Annotated in this window: 10 protein-coding genes and 1 tRNA gene; 8 read left to right on the top strand and 3 right to left on the bottom strand. The window is 35.2% G+C overall.

Features of this window, described 5'->3' with window-relative positions:
• A partial coding sequence (locus tag IJE64_RS09495) for a right-handed parallel beta-helix repeat-containing protein (protein WP_292785195.1) occupies window positions 1–7,916 on the bottom strand: 7,916 nt, incomplete at its 3' end.
• 670 nt (window positions 7,917–8,586) lie between these two features.
• Here IJE64_RS09495 and IJE64_RS09490 point away from each other — a divergent pair.
• The 5 genes from IJE64_RS09490 (at window position 8,587) to IJE64_RS09470 (ending at window position 14,158) form a co-directional block, all read left to right on the top strand.
• Window positions 8,587–8,660: transfer RNA gene (locus IJE64_RS09490), tRNA-Arg, on the top strand.
• 19 nt (window positions 8,661–8,679) lie between these two features.
• Complete coding sequence (truD, locus tag IJE64_RS09485; RefSeq protein WP_292785193.1) at window positions 8,680–9,936, top strand: tRNA pseudouridine(13) synthase TruD; 1,257 nt, start codon at window positions 8,680–8,682, stop codon at window positions 9,934–9,936.
• An 8-nt stretch (window positions 9,937–9,944) separates the two neighbouring features.
• The gene (locus tag IJE64_RS09480) at window positions 9,945–10,334 is read left to right on the top strand and encodes a DUF126 domain-containing protein (RefSeq protein ID WP_292785191.1); all 390 of its coding nucleotides are present in this window, start codon (window positions 9,945–9,947) and stop codon (window positions 10,332–10,334) included.
• A gap of 9 nt (window positions 10,335–10,343) precedes the next feature.
• Complete coding sequence (locus tag IJE64_RS09475) at window positions 10,344–11,555, top strand: amidohydrolase family protein (RefSeq protein WP_292785189.1); 1,212 nt, start codon at window positions 10,344–10,346, stop codon at window positions 11,553–11,555.
• Between the two features lie 104 nt (window positions 11,556–11,659).
• Window positions 11,660–14,158, top strand: a complete 2,499-nt coding sequence (locus IJE64_RS09470; RefSeq protein ID WP_292785201.1) for a heavy metal translocating P-type ATPase — start codon at window positions 11,660–11,662, stop codon at window positions 14,156–14,158.
• Here the strand turns inward: IJE64_RS09470 and IJE64_RS09465 are convergent, their stop codons facing one another.
• Both IJE64_RS09465 and purB read right to left on the bottom strand, forming a co-directional pair.
• A complete protein-coding gene (locus tag IJE64_RS09465; RefSeq protein WP_292785187.1) occupies window positions 14,159–15,010 on the bottom strand; it encodes a hypothetical protein in 852 nt (283 codons plus the stop codon).
• 9 nt (window positions 15,011–15,019) lie between these two features.
• Window positions 15,020–16,369: an adenylosuccinate lyase gene (gene purB, locus IJE64_RS09460; RefSeq protein ID WP_292785185.1), complete on the bottom strand. Its 1,350-nt coding sequence runs from the start codon at window positions 16,367–16,369 to the stop codon at window positions 15,020–15,022.
• A 268-nt stretch (window positions 16,370–16,637) separates the two neighbouring features.
• On the opposite strand from purB, the gene IJE64_RS09455 reads away from it, so the two are divergent.
• The 3 genes from IJE64_RS09455 to IJE64_RS09445 all read left to right on the top strand — a co-directional run bounded on the left by IJE64_RS09455 (window position 16,638) and on the right by IJE64_RS09445 (window position 18,131).
• On the top strand, window positions 16,638–16,841 hold the full coding sequence (locus IJE64_RS09455; RefSeq protein ID WP_292785183.1) for a helix-turn-helix transcriptional regulator: 204 nt from the start codon (window positions 16,638–16,640) through the stop codon (window positions 16,839–16,841).
• Between the two features lie 99 nt (window positions 16,842–16,940).
• Window positions 16,941–17,705 (top strand): CPBP family intramembrane glutamic endopeptidase, encoded by a 765-nt coding sequence (locus tag IJE64_RS09450; protein WP_292785181.1) that lies wholly within the window; start codon window positions 16,941–16,943, stop codon window positions 17,703–17,705.
• Window positions 17,706–17,732: 27 nt separating this feature from the next.
• On the top strand, window positions 17,733–18,131 hold the full coding sequence (locus IJE64_RS09445) for a hypothetical protein (protein WP_292785179.1): 399 nt from the start codon (window positions 17,733–17,735) through the stop codon (window positions 18,129–18,131).
• Window positions 18,132–18,224 lie beyond the last annotated feature (93 nt).

Genomic DNA, 18,224 nt, shown 5'->3' with positions numbered 1-18,224 from the left:
GTGAATGATTCAGTAGTAATATTTGTGTTGAATCTGTCATCGCCCATGTAGGTGGCAACAACAGTGTAATCACCAGTAGTTAAAGTGTCATAGAAGTATGCTTTACCATCAATAACATCAGCATATAAAACATATTCTTCAAGTCCAGTCACTTCGAATTTAACTAATCCTGTAGCATTAGAATTAACATCAACAGTATAAATGACATCATTTTCATTTGAGGATATGTTTAAACTGATTGGTGTGTTCTCCTTGAGCGGTTTAACAATTGTAAATGTTAATGTAGTGCTGTTTTTGTTGAAGTCATTGTCTCCGAGATATGTTAGATCTGCATGGTAGCTTCCGGCAGCTAAACTGGTGACAAATGAACCGGTACCGTCGGTTAATTCGATATTTGCTATTGTGTCTGCCAGTTTTATTCTAACAAATCCTGTTGCGTTTGGATTTACATTAACGGTTATGGTTGTGTGGTAACCGTTGATATTGACATTGGCATCAATTGTTGTGTCCTGTTTTTCGTGTCCTTTGATTGTGAATGTTTGTGTTGTGATGTTGGTGTTGAATCTTGCATCGCCCATGTATGTCGCAATAATGGTGTAGTCGCCTGCTTCTAATATGTCTGCAAGTATTGCTTTTCCATTAATGACGTCTGCGTATACTGTGTATTCTTCTGTTCCGGTTATTTCAAATTTGACAAGGCCGGTAGCATTAGAATTAACATCCACGATATAGGCAACATAATTTTCATCGCTTTCAACGTTTAAAGTGATATTGGTGTTTTCTTTTGCAGGTTCAACAATGACAAATTCCAAAGTGGTATTGTTTTCATTATAATTATCATCGCCTAGATATTTGATTGCAATGTTGTAGCTTCCTGCTGGTAAAGTGTTATTTACTGAAGCAACACCATTTTTTACTGCCAGGTAAATAATGGAATCTTTGATTGTTAATTTTACGAATCCTGTTGCGTTTGGATTCATATAAACATTGATTGTTGCGAGATATCCGTTTATTTTAACATCAGCATCAATTGTAGTATTCTGCTTTGCATGTCCCTTAATGCTAAATCTTTGAGATGTTACATTGGTATTGTAATTGCTGTCGCCCAAGTATGTTGCGATTACAGTATAGTTGCCGACAACCAGTTTGTCTTCAAGCATCACTTTACCATTAATGATATCCGCATATACTATGTATTCTTCAGTTCCGGTCACTTCGAATTTAACTAATCCTGTAGCATTAGAATTAACATCTACAGTATAAATAACATCAGTTTCATTGCTTATGACTTCCAAACTGATAGTTGTATTTTCCTTTACCGGATTCACAATTGTAAATGTTACTGCAGTACTGTTTTTGTTAAAGTCATCATCACCGAGATATGTTAAATCCGCATGGTAGCTTCCGGCAGCAAGATTAGTAATAAATGAACCTGTGCCGTTGGTTAATGCAATATGTGCAATTGTATCTCCTAATTTTATGGAAATAAAACCGGTTGCATTCGGATTCACATTAACGGTTATGGTTGTTCGATAACCGGTAATATTGACATTAGCATCAATTGGAGTGTCCTGTTTTTCGTGGTCTTTTATTGTGAATGTTTGTGTTGTGATGTTGGTGTTGAATCTTGCGTCGCCCATGTATGTTGCGATTATAGTGTAGTCGCCAGCATCCAATATATCATCTAAAATTGCCTTTCCGTTTATGACATCTGAGTATACTGTGTATTCTTCAGTTCCTGTTACTTCGAATTTAACAAGACCTGTGGCATTAGGATTGACATCTACATTATAGGTGACGTCATTTTCATCACTTTCAACCTTTAAAGTGATGTTGGTATTCTCTTTTGCAGGATCAACAATGACAAATTCCAAAGTTGTACTGCTTTCATTGTAGAGGTCATCTCCAAGGTATTTGACTGATGCATTGTAATTGCCCACAGGTAATGTATTATTGATGGATGCACTACCATTTTCCAATGCCAAATAACAAGCAAAATCATCATATGTCAAATAGACGAATCCAGTAGCATTAGGATTAACATTAACAGTTATTGTTGCATGATAACCATCTATTTTCACGGTTGAATCGACTGTAGTATTGATTTTTAAAACATTTACGTTAACTGTATCGTTGAATGCAGCAGTATAGATTTCATTGCCTTGGTAGGTTACATTTATTGCATATTCTCCTATTACTAAATCTTTAAATCTGAAAATTTCAGTTTTCACATCTTCCGTTAAGTTGAATTCCAATGTGTTATTTCCTATTTTCATTGTGAATTTGCCTGTTGCATCACTGGTCACATTAACAATAACGTCATCAGGATATCTTACGTCAGCTGTGGCCACATTTATTGTCGGAGTGTATTTGACGAATATGTTTACCGATTCGGTTGTTTGTGTGTGATTTTCATCCGCAATGGTGGTAATGTTTAATGTGTAATCTCCTAATGTTAAATCATTGAGCATTATTGCAGTTTGATTTTTTGTGATTTTACTGATTTCTGTTGCGTTTTGGTAGAGCTTAGCAGTGAAATCTTCTGAATTTACCAATTCGATTTCTACAATCACATTCCAATAGTCCAAATAGGTGATATTTTTAATTATAATCTCTGAAGCCGCCTTTAAAACATTGACTTTAACACTATCATTAAACGCTTTTGTATGGTTTCCTGTTTCATCATATGTTACATTTATAAGGTATTCCTGTGCTTTTAAACCGCTGAATGTTAACTGTTTGACTTCATTGACTGTTAAGTTTATTTCTTCTGCAACATTCCCGATTTTAACAGTGTAATTTCCGGCCACATCACTTGTAACATTTACAATAACATCACCTGGATAAATCACATCTTCTGCAACAACCATGATTGTTGGTGTCAATTTAGTTACAGTGAAGGTTTTTGTATCATTGCTTGAAACGATGCTTCCATTTCCCATGTTTGTTACGGTTACGGTATATGTGCCCGCTGCCAAATCAGGAGAAACCATATATTCTGAAGTTAAATTCTCAAAAACAATGCTTCCAGTTTCATTAGTTATTGCTACATTGATAATTGTAGGATTTATGACTTCATATTCAATTGTAATATTTCCATATATGAATTCGTCCTCGGCAGTTGTAATTGTAGTGCTACTTGGTAGAAACTCTTCACTTCTTGTAACAGAGGAGGTTTCAAAACTTGCTTTCAATGAACCTTTAATTGCTTTTGGAAGATATTCTACTTCCACATATCCGTTTTCACCTAAAATAATGCTGTCAGCCACTGTTAAGTTTTCATTGGTTAATGTAATGTTAATTTGCGGCATTTTGCAGTTTTCATCAGTGCGGATTTTGTTATTTTCAAATAGGCTGTTTAATGTGATGTTTGCAGTTCCCTCGTTCATTGTCATGTCTAAAACATACCAGTTATTGACCTCCACATCATCATTTACATTGGCCAATTTTTGATTGAAATTTGTTATGTTGTTTCCCCACCAGTTATAATCAGCATTAAGATTACTGCTAAACCATGATCCATCATGATAAATGATTGATTTTGAATTGTCTTCAAAAAAGACGCAGTAGTTGACTGGAGTGGAATCTTCATCTGTGTATATGGCGCTTCCTTCATCTGATGCGGAATTGTTTATGAATACTGACTGTGATATTGTTCCATCTTTAAAAGTAGCGTAAAGCGCTCCACCGTCTTTTGCTTGGTTTTTGATGAATGTGGAGTTTCCAATAGTGCTTTTCTTGGCAGCAACATATATTGCCCCTCCGTTATTCTGCGCACTGTTTTCTAAGAATATGGAATAATCAACTGTTTGTTGTTCGTTTTTAATGAAGTTTCCTTCACAGAAGTAGACTGCTCCTCCATCGTTTGCAGTATTTTTGATGAATATTGAATCAATCACTTTGCCGTAATCGTAATCCCAGTAGATTGCACCTCCTCTTTTTGCAGTGTTTTTATCAAAGGAGCTTGAATCAACAGTTCCGTAATTTGCGTTCCAGTAGATGGCTCCGCCGTCTTCGGTTGCAGTGTTGTTGGCAAATTCGCAATCCGCAAGGCTGCCATATTTTTTATTCCAGTAGACTGCTCCGCCATATCGGGCATTATTGAATGTGAATATGCTGGTAGTTATAGCATCATTTATGTCATTACAGTAGATTGCTCCGCCGTATCTTCCAGTATTGTTTTCAAATATGCTGTATCGTATTCTTCCATATTCATCATTCAAGTAAACGGCGCCGCCATCAGATGCATCATTTTTTATGAATTTACAGTTATCAATGCGAGTATATCCATTGTTTGAATATATTGATGCTCCTCTCAATGCAACATTGCTTGTGAAATTTGAATTGATGATGCTTACACCAATTCCCTCGATGAGAATTGCGCCTCCGGAACTTAACCCTCGGTTATTGTTGAAAGTGGAATTGATTATGCCTCCCATGGTTCCTGTCCAGGTTATTGCTCCGAAACGCTCTGCAAAGTTATTGGAAACTGTACAGTTTTCTATAGTTCCATAGTTTCCTCTCCATTGGATAGGGCTGCTTTGTGATATTGTGCCATTTCCATTGATTAGAATCAGATTCATTAATTTGACATTGTCCGATAGTATGTTGAATAGATTGGATATTCCAAGAGCATTGATTGTGTGTCCGTTACCATTAATAATCAAATTATCCTTATTTATTATAATGCCCCCAACACTGTCTATGTCTTCAGTGAGTGTGTAATCCCGATTCAGATTCACGATATTGCCGGTGGCATTATCTATCAATTCCTGCAGCATATCAAATTGTCCTTTTTCTGTTATATTTACGGTATTATTAATTCCATATATGACTGTAGTCAAAAATGCCGGTTTTTTAATTGTTTTATAGGGCACTGTGAGAATTCCATGTTTAATGACTGCATCATCTATTACCAAGTCTTTCCCGATAAATTCTACTGGCACATCCGTCAGACTACAGTTTGCATCTTCGGTAACTGTTTTAGCCACATTATCATATAAGTTGTTCAATGATATTGTCGCCCTGTTGGATTTAACTGTAGTGTCATTCAGGAAGTACCAATTATTTAATTTGACATTTACTTTAGGCATGCTGGTGAAGTTGTATTCAGTGTTTCCCCACCAATTGTAATCCAAATAGTTTTTAGAGTTATGGGATCTAATGAATAAGTCATAGGTGGAGTCTGGGTTTACAAAAACACTGTCTTTTACGGTTAGTGCATAATCCCCAGGATTTGCAAAAATTATGTTATAAATATCATTATAAATAAAACTGCATCTGTTAATGAGCACGCTGTCTGTAACGGATTCATCCCGATTTTTATAATCAATATATATTACTGCATCAGTACTTTCCTGACCTTCAATGGAATGAAAAGTACAGTTGTTGAAAGAGACGCTTTTGGCACTTTTAATATAAATACCGAAACACAATGCATTAACAAAATTAATGTTGTTGAATGTTACTTCAAGTGTCTTCCCATATATTTCAAAAAATGTGGCATATGCGTCACCATCAATGGTATGGCCGTTACCGTTTATTATTAGGTTTTTTTCAATAGGTATGCCATCTGCAATCTTGGAATCCTCTTTTGAACCGTATTTGAATTTATAATCAGTTTCTAAATTGACTACATTTCCCCCACTGGTTATTATGCCCTTAAGGTCACTGAATGAATTTTTGGATATTGTATTATTGGTTTCTGTGTTGTTTTCTACGGTTCCTTGTGTTGTTTTAAAGTAAAATGGCACATTTGATGCGGCTGAATTACTTTTAAATAATGAATTGGTAAGATTACATCCAGTATTGTTGAAATAGACGCCTGCGGCCAGGTAATCCGCTTTATCACCGATAAATTCACAATTGTCTATAGCGCAATTTTGCGCGTCAATGTATAATCCCCCACCGTTTCTTGCATAGTTGTTCTTGAATTGGGAATCTGTAATAATGGTTGGTGAATTAATGTATCCTGCACCGCCATCATATTTGCTTTTACAATTTTCAAATATTGAGTTGTCAATAATGCTTGCAATATTTTGAGTGGAATATAAATTAATGGCAGTAGCTGTGCTGTCTTCAAATTTACAATCATAAATTACGGTTATTTTATTTGATTTTATTCCTCCGCCAATGTTTTTAAAAGTACAGTTTATAAATGTAATCTGATCATTGCCGGAAGATTCAGCATTGACCACAAGACCCTTGAAATTTACAAAATTAAGGTTTTTGACTGTGATATTTCTTCCGCTTGCAAAATTAAAAATTCCGTTGGCGCCATTACATCCATCAATTGTATGGCCATCACCATTTATTGTAATGTCCTTATCCACTGTAAACGCAATTTTATCATCAAGAGAGGAATAGAATTTATAATCATGAGTCAGATCTATCTCATTTGAAGCCTTTGATATGGCGTGTTTCAGTAGAGTAAATGAATCATACTCTCCAGAATGCTTTAATTTAATGGAGGTAATAATTGCACCGTTATAAAGTATTGTTGCTGTGCCCTCTTCACCATCCAATGCAGTATAATTAAACGGCGTTGATATTCCATTAGTGAATGTGATGTTTGTTGAATTTAGGTTACTGTCACTGAATTCGACTTGGAATGTTACTGTTTTCCATGTGGGCATTTGTAAAAGGCTAGTATTGGATTTAAGAAACATGAGTTTTAATTGAATTGTATCACCCAGTCTCACTTCTTTAGGTATTGATGGAACATAATAAGTCTTGACCAGGATAATTAGTTCATATTCCTTCACCACTTCATATCCGGTAACTATATATGGTTCATATCTAGTCCCATAGCCTTCACTTTCAACAACTCTTTCAGGGATTTCATAAGATTTTGTACCATCAAACCAGAGATTGTAGTCTAGATTTCTAACACCATTGATAACATTTCCTTTTATATCAGGAGTGCAAAAAATTGACTCCCTTACGTTGCCATTACGACAAATTAAACCATAATCATTACCGGTTTCAGCAACACCAAAGAAACATTTATTAACAGTAGAAAGATAATGATGACCGCCAAAATGGACAATTCCTTTTTCAGCAACATTGTTCTCAAAGCGAGAATACTCAACAATAAAATCATCACCTAAGAGAACTAATTTGTCTGTGTCAAATTTGCCGTCTGATGTGATTTTTCCATTATCTACAAAAATACTTCCAGTCATATAATTTCTATGAAATGCATTATCTTTTTGACGATTACTAGTAGTCAAATAAACTAATTCAGCCCCATTTGCAGAATTATTTCTAAAAACACAATCTACAATCTTATTAAAGGTTCCTTGCATACTCAATACGCTATATGAATTACCTTCAAAAATACAATTTTCAATTATGCAGTGCTGAAGATGAGGTTGAACAGTTACTGCATAAAGGTGAGACTTTGAAGTGTCGGCAAATCCTGTAATTCGCATATTTTTTAAATGAATGTAACTATAATCGAGTACGAATGCAGTTGATTTTCCTGCACAGTCAATCGTATGCCCATTTCCGTCAATGGTAACCTCTCTGTTAATGACTATTTCATCGCTAGAACCTCCACTACCAGTAGATCTATAATTCTTTTGCAATTTGATTTCCTTAGTGTATAGGGTATCACTTATTAACTGCCTTAACTCAGTGAATGTACCCCATTCTTCTGATTCGTCCTCCGTTGCGTCCAATACACTTTCCTGTTCTTCACAGGTCACATTCAATATGCTTTCCTGTTCTTCATTGATTGTAGTTAATATTTTCCCTGATTCTGCATCAAAATCTGCAGTTTCACCAATCGTTTCATCCGTAATCTCACTTGTAATTGCATCAGTCGAGTTTAATTCACTTGCAGCAACCGCTGAAAGCGAACATAAAAGAACGAATAAAATTGAAAATATTACGATTATCCTATTTTTATTCATAAACTTCAATACCCTCCTAAATTGAGTAATTATATACAATTTTATAATTTTACATATATAATTTATATGTAATACTGTTAAATTTTGGTTGTTTAGAAAGTTTATCTGAATTCTTACAAAAAAATTTCAAAAAGAAAAAAAAGACTATGTGAATGCCATATAATCAATTGGATGTTGAATACATTGATTTTTTCACAACAAATGAACCATTTTATAAGAGGATTGCCAAACTCATGTATTTTTAGCATCCATTTTCGTAAACAGCACGGAAAGTCCAACAACGATAATTGTGATAATTATGTCGACTGCTATTTTAAGTGAGTTTGCATCATTGAATAACTTTACAAGACCAAATACACAATAACCTTGAAAAACAGTAAAGGAAAGCAGTTAAAAAAGTAAAGGTTACCTTAAAAGTTAAAGGTAAAACATATGCTGCTAAAACCAACAGTAAAGGCAAATCAACCTTTAAATTACTAAATTAACTAAAAAGGGAACTTACAAGGCAGTCATCAAATATAAAGGAAACAGCTACTACAAAAGAGTAACCAAAAACGTAGAAATTAAAATCAGGTAGGTGCAACACGCATCTACTCCTCTTCTTTTATAGTGTAGCAATAATTTAAATACTATAAGTATAATATATTAGTGTGTTATCTTATTTTGTATGGCCCCGATGGTGTAGTTTGGATAACACATGGGACTGCGGATCCCATTCCCCGGGTTCAAATCCCGGTCGGGGCATTATTATTTCCGTGATATCATGTTAAATGCTACTACTTATGTTACATCTCAAGAGGGTATTGGTGGAACTATTAGAAACCAATATGAAGACTTTTATGTTGAAGAAATTCCAGAGGTCATTCCTGATGGTGAAGGCCCAAATGTTTATGTTTGGATTGAAAAACTTGGAAGAACAACTTTGGACGTTGTCCTCGACATTGCCCGTGACTTGCATATCTCAAGAAAAAGAATGGGCTTTGCAGGTATGAAAGATAAAAAAGCCATAACTCGTCAATGGATTTGCATTGCAAACATGGATTCCGAAGACCAGTTCAGGCAAGTTGAAAACTTGGATATTTACAATACTGATTTTTTAAAGGTTGTTAGGGGTCGTAAAAAACTCAGAATGGGTCAGCTTAAGGGGAACAAGTTTAAAATTCTCATCAAAGATTTGGATGATGTCCAAGAAAGCGCTGAGATTGCAAATGAAGTTTTGACTGAACTTGAAATCAGAGGTGTTCCCAATTATTTCGGCTGGCAGAGATTTGGAAAGCCTAGAACAGTTACCCATCTTGTTGGAGAGGCTCTGGTTGAAAATGACCTTGAGGAGGCTGTCAGAAGATATATAGGAAATCCGACAGAAGATGAGGGTGAAGACAATCAAAAGGCAAGAAAAGCCTATGATGATGGAAACTTGGAGGAATCTTTAAGTCTGATGGGCAAGGGAATGCGCTATGAAAAGATGATGATTAAGGAATTGATTAAAGATTCCAAGAAGGGGGAATTGACAGACAAATCCTATATGAATGCCCTGCACGCACTTCCAAAGCCTTTGCAGAGAATGTTTGTCCATGCATATCAATCTTATCTGTTCAATGAGGCCGTAAGCAATAGGGTTGCTATGGGCATTGACAAATATGTTGAGGGAGATATTGTCATTGACAATGAAGAGCATATTGTTCGGGACAAATCCCATGAAGAGTTTCAGGAATTGATTACAAACTTTAAGGCCAACCCGACCTGCCCGTTATATGGTACAAAGGTTCCGTTTGCAGGCGGTGAAGTTGGAGAAATGGAAAAGGGCGTTTTAGACAAGTATGGTGTTAAAAAAGAGGATTTTGAAGTTCCGAAAATGCCTCGTTTAGGAAGTTTTGGACTTAGGCGCAATATGCGTTTTCAAGTTTGGGACAGTAAGGCGACTCCAACCGACGAGGGGGTTTTATGCGAATTTTCCATTAATAAGGGCTCTTATGCGACTGCAGTTTTAAGAGAAATAATGAAAAAGGATGTTATTTAGGTGAGTTTATGATTGAATGTAGAAGTATTGCAAAAGGAAAGGGAAAAGGGGAGTTGATTGTTTCATCTGAACCGATTAGTTTTTTAGGTGGAGTAAATCCTGAAAATGGTGAAATAATTGATCCTAATCATGAATTGAAAGGGGAAATTATCAAAGATAAGGTTTTATTTATTCCTGGTGGAAAGGGGTCTACTGTCGGATCTTACGTGATTTTTCAGATGATGAAAAACAACACTGCTCCAAAAGCCATCATCTGCCTTAATGCTGAGCCTATCATTGCAACAGGTGCAATAATGTCCGATATTCCAATGGTTGACTCACCAAGCAATGTCAATGACTTGACTGATGGGACTTTGGTTGAAGTCGATGGGGATAACGGAACAATCGAAATATTATAGTGTGGTAATATGCAGACTCTAATTGAAAATGTAAATGTTATCAATCCCTTTGAAGAAATAAATACCAATCAAAATATATTGATTGAAGATAATATTATTAAAGAGATTTCATCTTCTATAAATACTAAAAAGGATGTTAAAGTCATTGATGGGGAAGATAATTATTTACTTCCGGGCTTTATTGATTGCCATGCCCACATCTTCGCTAAAGGTTTTCACAAAGAGGAAAATATGGCAAATCCTTTAGGTATTCATTTTTACAATGCCGTTCCTCATTCTTTGCAGACAATAAATGCGGGTGTTACTTCAATTAGGGATTGTGGGTCTGCAGATTTAAGCTTTAAATTGGCTCAAGAGAAAAAATTATTCATAGCTCCAAAAATTCACTTGTCAATCACTCCATTGATGATGACAGGGGGTCATTTTGATTTGCTTCTTCCATCTGGATTTGACATGGAGATAATGTATCCTGGATTTCCAAAGGGAAGATGCGATGGCATTGAAGAAGTCTTAAAAAAGACTCGTGAAGTTAAAAGAGCGGGTGCTGATTTTATAAAAGTGATGGCAAGCGGAGGAGTATTAACAACCAACACATCACCCGAATTTGCACAGTTCAATAAAAAGGAACTTAAGACAATCGTAAAGGAAGCTAAGGCAAGCAATATGAAAGTCTCAGCTCATTGCCATAGCCTAAAAGGAATGAACAACTGTATTGATGCAGGATTTTCATCCATTGAACATGGAACATTCATCGATAAAAAGACGGCTTCAAAAATGGTTGAAAAGAATGTCACTTTGGTTCCAACACTGTTGGTTCATCAATTCTTATACAAAAACGGTTTTCCAGCTTGGGACAGCTATGCTGCTGAAAAAACAGCTAAATTAAAGGATATTGTTAGGGTTCACAAGGAAAATGTCTCTGTTGCTTATGAGCAAGGCGTTAATATTTTGATGGGAACTGATAGCGGTGTTATCCCTCATGGGCATAATCTGGAGGAATTGTCTCATTTGGTCGACATTGGAATGAGTGAAACAGAAGCAATAGCTAGTGGAACTGTTAAAGCAGCTAAATATTTAGGTCAAGATAATTTAGGTTTAGTAAAGGAAAATTACATCGCAGATTTGATTTTGGTCAATACTAATCCTTTGGATGATATTTCTGTTTTAAGTGACAATGATAATATTTTAAGTGTTTTCCAAGATGGAATTAAAGTTAAATAATTTTCTCAAGAAAAGAATTGCCTTACCAATAATTTAGCATTACCTAAACTTTTATAATATTTAAAAATAAACTAATTTTATATGATAAATAGGGGTGTGATGTCATAGTAAAGCATAAACATATGGATTTGCCAATTGAAGGAATGCACTGTGCTTCCTGTGTTTTAAGCGTAAATAAAACATTTGGAAAAATTGAAGGTGTAGAGGAAGTGGATGCGGACCTGTCGGCAAATAAGTTGCATATTACAGTTGACACTAAAAAAATTTCCTATGAACAGATGGAGAAACTGGTTAGAAATCTGGGTTTTGAACTCCACACGGATGAAATGACCATAAGAATCCAGGGAATGCATTGCGCTTCATGCACTATGAATGTTGAGAATTTCCTAATAAGACTCGACGGTATTTTCGATGTAAAGGCCGATTTGACATCACAGTCAGCAAAAATTCGATATGATTCTTCCAAAGTCACATTGGATGAAATTGAAAAGGTAATCGATTCATTGGGTTTTGAACTTCTGGGTGTTGAGGGACAAACAGAAATCGATGAGGAAGCCATTTATCAAAAGGACCTAAAGGAAAAACGCAATAGAATCATTGTAGGTTTGATTTTTTCTGCAATTCTAATGGTGCTGATGTTCAGTGGATGGGACCCATTGATGGGAATCACAGAATCCATTAAACAAGCTACTGGAATTGATATTTCTTCGATGGGTCTATTGTCATTAATTGTTAGTATTGCTCCGTTTTTATATGTTTCTTTACCTATTTTGAAAGCGGGCGGCAATGGTTTGGCCCATAAGAACTTGAACATGGATGTGATGTACTCGATGGGTATTATGGTGGCATATGTCTCAAGTATCCTTGGAACATTTCACATTGTCCTAGACCATTCCTTCATGTTTTATGACTCAGCGGTAATGCTTCCTTCATTTCTAATGATTGGAAGATATTTGGAGGCAAGAGCTAAAAAGCGAACTTCCGATTCAATCAGGGAATTGATAGGCCTTCAGCCAACAGTTGCAACTGCAATTGAGCTTGATGAAAACAATGAAATCAAATCTCAAAAGGAAGTTTCAATTGCCGACATTGTCATTGGTGATCTGCTTTTGGTAAAACCCGGTGACAAGATCCCTGTCGATGGCGATGTCGTTGGTGGAGAGTCCTATGTTGACGAGTCAATGATTAATGGGGAGCCGATTCCAAAGGTTAAAAAGGATGGTGAGGAAGTATTTGCGGGAACCATTAATCAAGATGGAGTATTATATATTAAAGCTCAAAAAATTGGAAAAGAGACAGTATTGTCAAACATCATTCGTTTGGTTGAAAAGGCACAGTCCTCAAGGCCTCCTGTTCAAAAATTCGCAAACACTATCGTATCCTACTTTATTCCAGTCATTCTGACAATAGCCATTGTGGTATTTCTAATATGGTATTTTGTTTTAGGCGAAACATTGTTATTCTCCCTAACATGTCTGATTTCAATATTGGTTGTGGCATGTCCATGTGCTTTAGGACTGGCTACACCAACTGCAGTTACTGTAGGTGTTGGAAGGGCTGCCGAATTTGGTATTCTAATCAAAAATGGGGATACTCTGGAAAATGCTGGTCAAATCGATGTGGCGGCCTTTGATAAGACAGGCACAATCACTGAAGGAAAGCCTGAAGTTGATGACATTATAACTTATGGAATTTCCGATGAGGAATTAATAGCTCTTGCGGCTAGTGTAGAGCAAAATTCCAACCATCCTATTGCCAAGGCCATTGTCAACAAATCAAAGGAGATGAACATTGCTTTAGATTCAACTGATGGCTTTGAAAATGTAACTGGTAAGGGACTTAAAGCCAATTTAAATGGCAGTGAAGTCCTTGCAGGTAATTTGGCCTTAATGAAATCCAATGACATTAATGTTTCAGATGAGGCCATTGACAAGTATCATGAACTTGAAAGCTTAAGCAAAACCATTATCTTTTTGGCAAAAGACAAAGCTGTCAAGGGAATTTTAAGTTTGTCAGATAAGATTAAATCTAATTCCAAAAGGACAATTGAAGAGCTGCACAAGATGGGCGTTGAAACATATATGCTTACGGGCGACAATGAATCGACTGCACTTAATGTGGCTCGTGAAGTTGGCATAGACAATGTGCGAGCTGGTGTTCTTCCTGAAAATAAGTTAAGCATAGTGAAGGAAACTCAAGCGAACAATACCAAGAAAGTGCTGTTCGTTGGGGATGGTATCAATGATGCTCCGGCTTTAACACAAGCGGATATTGGTGTTGCTATGGGTAACGGAACTGATATTGCTATGGAAAGTGGGGATATTGTTGTTATGGAAGGCGATTTGGAAAATGTTGTTGCCGCAGTGCAGTTTTCCAAAAAGGTAATGAGAAGGATTAAGGAAAATATTTTCTGGGCTTTCGCTTATAACTCTATTTTGATTCCAGTAGCGGCGGGTGTTTTATATCCTGCATTTGGCATTACTTTTGAACCGGCACTGGCAGGGCTCGCTATGGCAATGAGTTCCGTGACAGTTATTACGTTATCTCTAATGCTTAAGAGATATGTTCCTGAAATAAAAAAAGAAAGAAATAAAATTAATTGATTATCTATCAATTAATTCTAATTTTATTTTTGCGATTCTTGGTGCAACGATGTTGTAGAACAATGCTATTAATGCAGCATTAACAATTCCACTAACGAATCCTCCAATAATATTTATTATTAAGTTCACGATGTCTCCTCCACTGATTGCACCTATGAGGGTGAGAATCAAGTTTAATATACCGTAAACTATACCGAATGCGATTGCAAATTTCATTATGTCAATTGATTCGATAGCAGTCATGCCATCTTCTTCAGACAAGCTTATTACAGCTCCTCTGCCTGTTTTTGCAAAAGCATTGTAGATGTAACATCCAAGCAAAACAAGTATGAATGTAATGATGAATGTACCGAAGATGATTATTGCGATTGTGGTAGGTTGGCTTAAAATTAGCATGTACTGGTACATCAAGAATGCAAGCATTTGCTGACCTGAGAACAATAATGTTTGCACAACAGTATTGAGAAGTAATGGTAATATCAGCATTGTTGCTAAGTAAAATATTATTACTTGGAGTGTAGCTATTATTGAAGTCATTATTGCAGTTTCGGTTGTTGAAATTTTTACGAGTTCTCCATTATCTTCAAATGTTAATTTAATTGGATTCAATTTTTTAGCTAGGGTATTGTATAACAATCCGCTGGAAAATGCATAGTATATGGTCACCATGAAGGTGCCAACGACAATTGTTGGGATAAGGTAAATCGCAACCATGATTGCACTAACGTTCATAATTCCAATTGCTAAGGTAATCACTATTGCTGCTAGAATAGCAAACAATATGGAAATTCCAGTTATATTTACTGTAAAGGAAGATAAATCAATAGATTTTAATTCTTTTATACTAGTCATTTTTTTCACCTAAAACCAATTCTTGGATTTTTCAAGTAATTCGTCAATTATTATTGATATGGACCCGACATATGTGTGAGGGTCCATTATCTTTTCGACATCTTCTTCGGTTAGATATTTCTGAACTTCTTCGTCTTGTAAGATTAGTTCACCCAATAATAGTTTTTCTTTATTGGCTTTAATTGCATTTTTTCTTACAATTCCATATGCAGTTTGTTTTCCCATTCCAGCACGGGTAAGTTCTGCCATTAGTCTTTCAGCCATAATTAAACCGTTTGTTAAGTTCAGGTTTCTTTCGATGTTTTCATCGTAGAAAACTAAATTATTCATTAATTTTATAGTTAAATTGAGGATATAGTCAGTTAAAATGCAGCTTTCCGGAAACATTATCCTTTCACAGGAGGAGTTGGTCAAGTCTCTTTCATGCCAAAGGGGGTTGTTGTCCAAGGCCGCATTTACATAGGATTTAATAATTCTTGCAACGCCACAGATCCTTTCAGCTGTAATAGGATTCATTTTGTGTGGCATTGTGCTACTTCCTACTTGCTTTTCAGGGTCGAAATATTCTCCAACTTCCATGAGTTCAGTTCTCTGAAGGCTTCTAATTTCCAATCCGATTTTATCTAGGGTACTTGCGATATTGGCTAATACGCTAATGAATTCAACGTGATTGTCTCTTTGGACAACTTGGTTTGTAATTGTGGCGGCAGGCAATCCCAATATTTCGGCAACGCTTTTATGAATTTCCCAACCTTGCTCGCCCAATGCGGCGGTTGTTCCTACGGCCCCATCCATCATGCCAATGCAGACATTGCCTTCAGCATGTTCCAGCCTTTCATATTGCCTGTGAAGTTCATCCGCCCAAATACCGAATTTCATTCCATAGGTTGTTGGAAGCGCATGTTGTCCGTGAGTACGTCCAATGCACACCTTCATTTTATTTTCTTCAGTCAATTTGAGCATGATTTTAGTCAATCTTTCTAATTTTTCTTTTAACACTTCAATTGAGTCACGAATAAGCAATGAGTTGGAGCTGTCTACAATATCATTGGAGGTAGCTCCAAAGTGGACATATTCTCCAGCGCCATTTTCACATACTTCTGTAATTCCTTTAGAAAGAGCCGCAATATCGTGATTGGTTTCAGCTTCAATAGCTTTCACTCGTTCTAATTTTACGTATTCTGTAGTTGCTTTGGATGCGATTTCATCTGCTACTTCTTGAGGTATAATGCCAAGTTTTCCTTCAGCTTGAGCTAATGCAGATTCCACATCCAGCATTCTTTGTAATTTATTTTCTTCTTCCCATATTCTTTTCATTTCTGGGGTACCATACCTAAATTCAATAGGATGTATTGCCATTTTTTATCAACTCATTTTTTTTCATTATGCTATATTATATTATTACCGTTCTCTATATTATATTTTAACATCTAAGATGTGCATTTTGAAATTGTTTTGTTAAATTTTTTTAATTTCATCGTTTTTTATAAAATTTGTAAAAATTTTTCTTTTAAAATAATATGTTTTTACATATTTATAGTGTTAAATTATACAAAACATTTATATTGCTTTATTTAAAGAGAATAATACAACTATATAGTCAATGGATTATATGATAGGTGAGTATATGGAAACAAAAATACGCCAGTTTCGCCATGAAAAAGGCATGACTCAACAGGAGTTGGCCGAATCTGTTGGCGTCACTCGTCAGACAATAAATGCTTTAGAAAATGCTCGTTATAATCCTTCCTTATTATTGGCCTATAAGATCACAAAGATTTTAGGTAAAAATTCTATTGAAGATGTTTTTACGTTTGATGAAAACGATTGAATGAGATTTGGATTTGTATTGTGGTTGTTTAGGTTAGGATATGTGCCGTTTTTCGATGTAATTTATCTTTTACATAATTGATTGATTGATTTTGATAGTATGTCTGAATTGAATGAGAATCTAAAAAACATTAAAATTATAGATTTTGCCATTTTCATTGTTTTGGCATATGTGATATTTTTCATTTTGTCTTGCTTCAATATTGTTAATGACAGCAGTCTGTTCTATATTTTGATTATTGCTTATTTTGTATTTTCACTAAGAAATTGCACTGAAGGTTTAAAAGAGGATGTGAAAAATGTCTTTTCAAAAATGCATTTGAGATACATATTATTAATCGTATTTTTAAATATTTTCTTTTCATATGGGATGCTGTATGTATCAGTGGCTTTGATTAATAATTTTCCATCTCTGGATTTTTTAGTTAACTTTTCGATACCTTCAATGTCAATAGATTATTTGCCGATGGTTGGCAGTTTTCTCACTACTGTTGTCGTTTCTCCAATTTCTGAGGAATTGTTGTTTAGAGGCGTTTTTTTAAATAAATTTAAATTGTTTATTCCAACAGTCTTTGCAGTGCTGATTACTTCATTGCTGTTTGGTGCCCTTCATAGTTTTGGAGGGATGATTTCCGCATTTGTTTTTGCAATTTGCATGGCCATATTATATCTTAAAACAGAAAATATTTTCGTTCCCATCTTTGCTCATTTCTTAAACAATTTATTCGCTGAAATAATCAGATTAAGTGATGTGAATAATATTTTATTTACAAATTATTTCGTGATGGGTTTTGTAGGTGTTTTGGCAATCATTTCCACATGGTTGTTGTTAAGTTCAATCATTGAAGAATTGAAAAAATATTAAATATTAATAAATTATAATATCTTTAACATGGATATAAGAAAAATTGGAATTGTTCTGATATTTATAGGAATTTTTTTTACAATAGTCTTCATTGGTAATCAGAAGATTTTTGTTCCTGCTTTGACAGTTACGGTTTTAGGATTTTTCATTACCGTTCTGGGTTATGTGACTGAAATAAGAAAAAGAAAGATTATCAATGACAGATTGGATGAAGATATCGGCAATATTCTTCAACCTTTAATCACTAAATATTCCAATTTGAATAAACAGTACAAGGCCGAACTTGATGGTGAGGAATATGTTGAGAAAAGGTTGCAATTGAATAGGGATTTGGAAAAGGAAATAACAGAAAAGCTTCCTTATCTGGAAAGTAGGGAAATTAAAAAAATCGTTATTCAATTTAGCCAAGAACAGGATAAGATGTAGCATATTTTTTTTGAAATATTCATCAATGTACAAAAAGTTACAACAAGGTTTTAAATAGTACATTATACTATATACTATTAGAATTAGAATAAT

It is taken from the genome of Methanobrevibacter sp., from assembly GCF_017409525.1.
Classification (GTDB): Archaea; Methanobacteriota; Methanobacteria; order Methanobacteriales; family Methanobacteriaceae; genus Methanocatella.
This window is presented reverse-complemented; position numbering and strand designations above follow the sequence as displayed.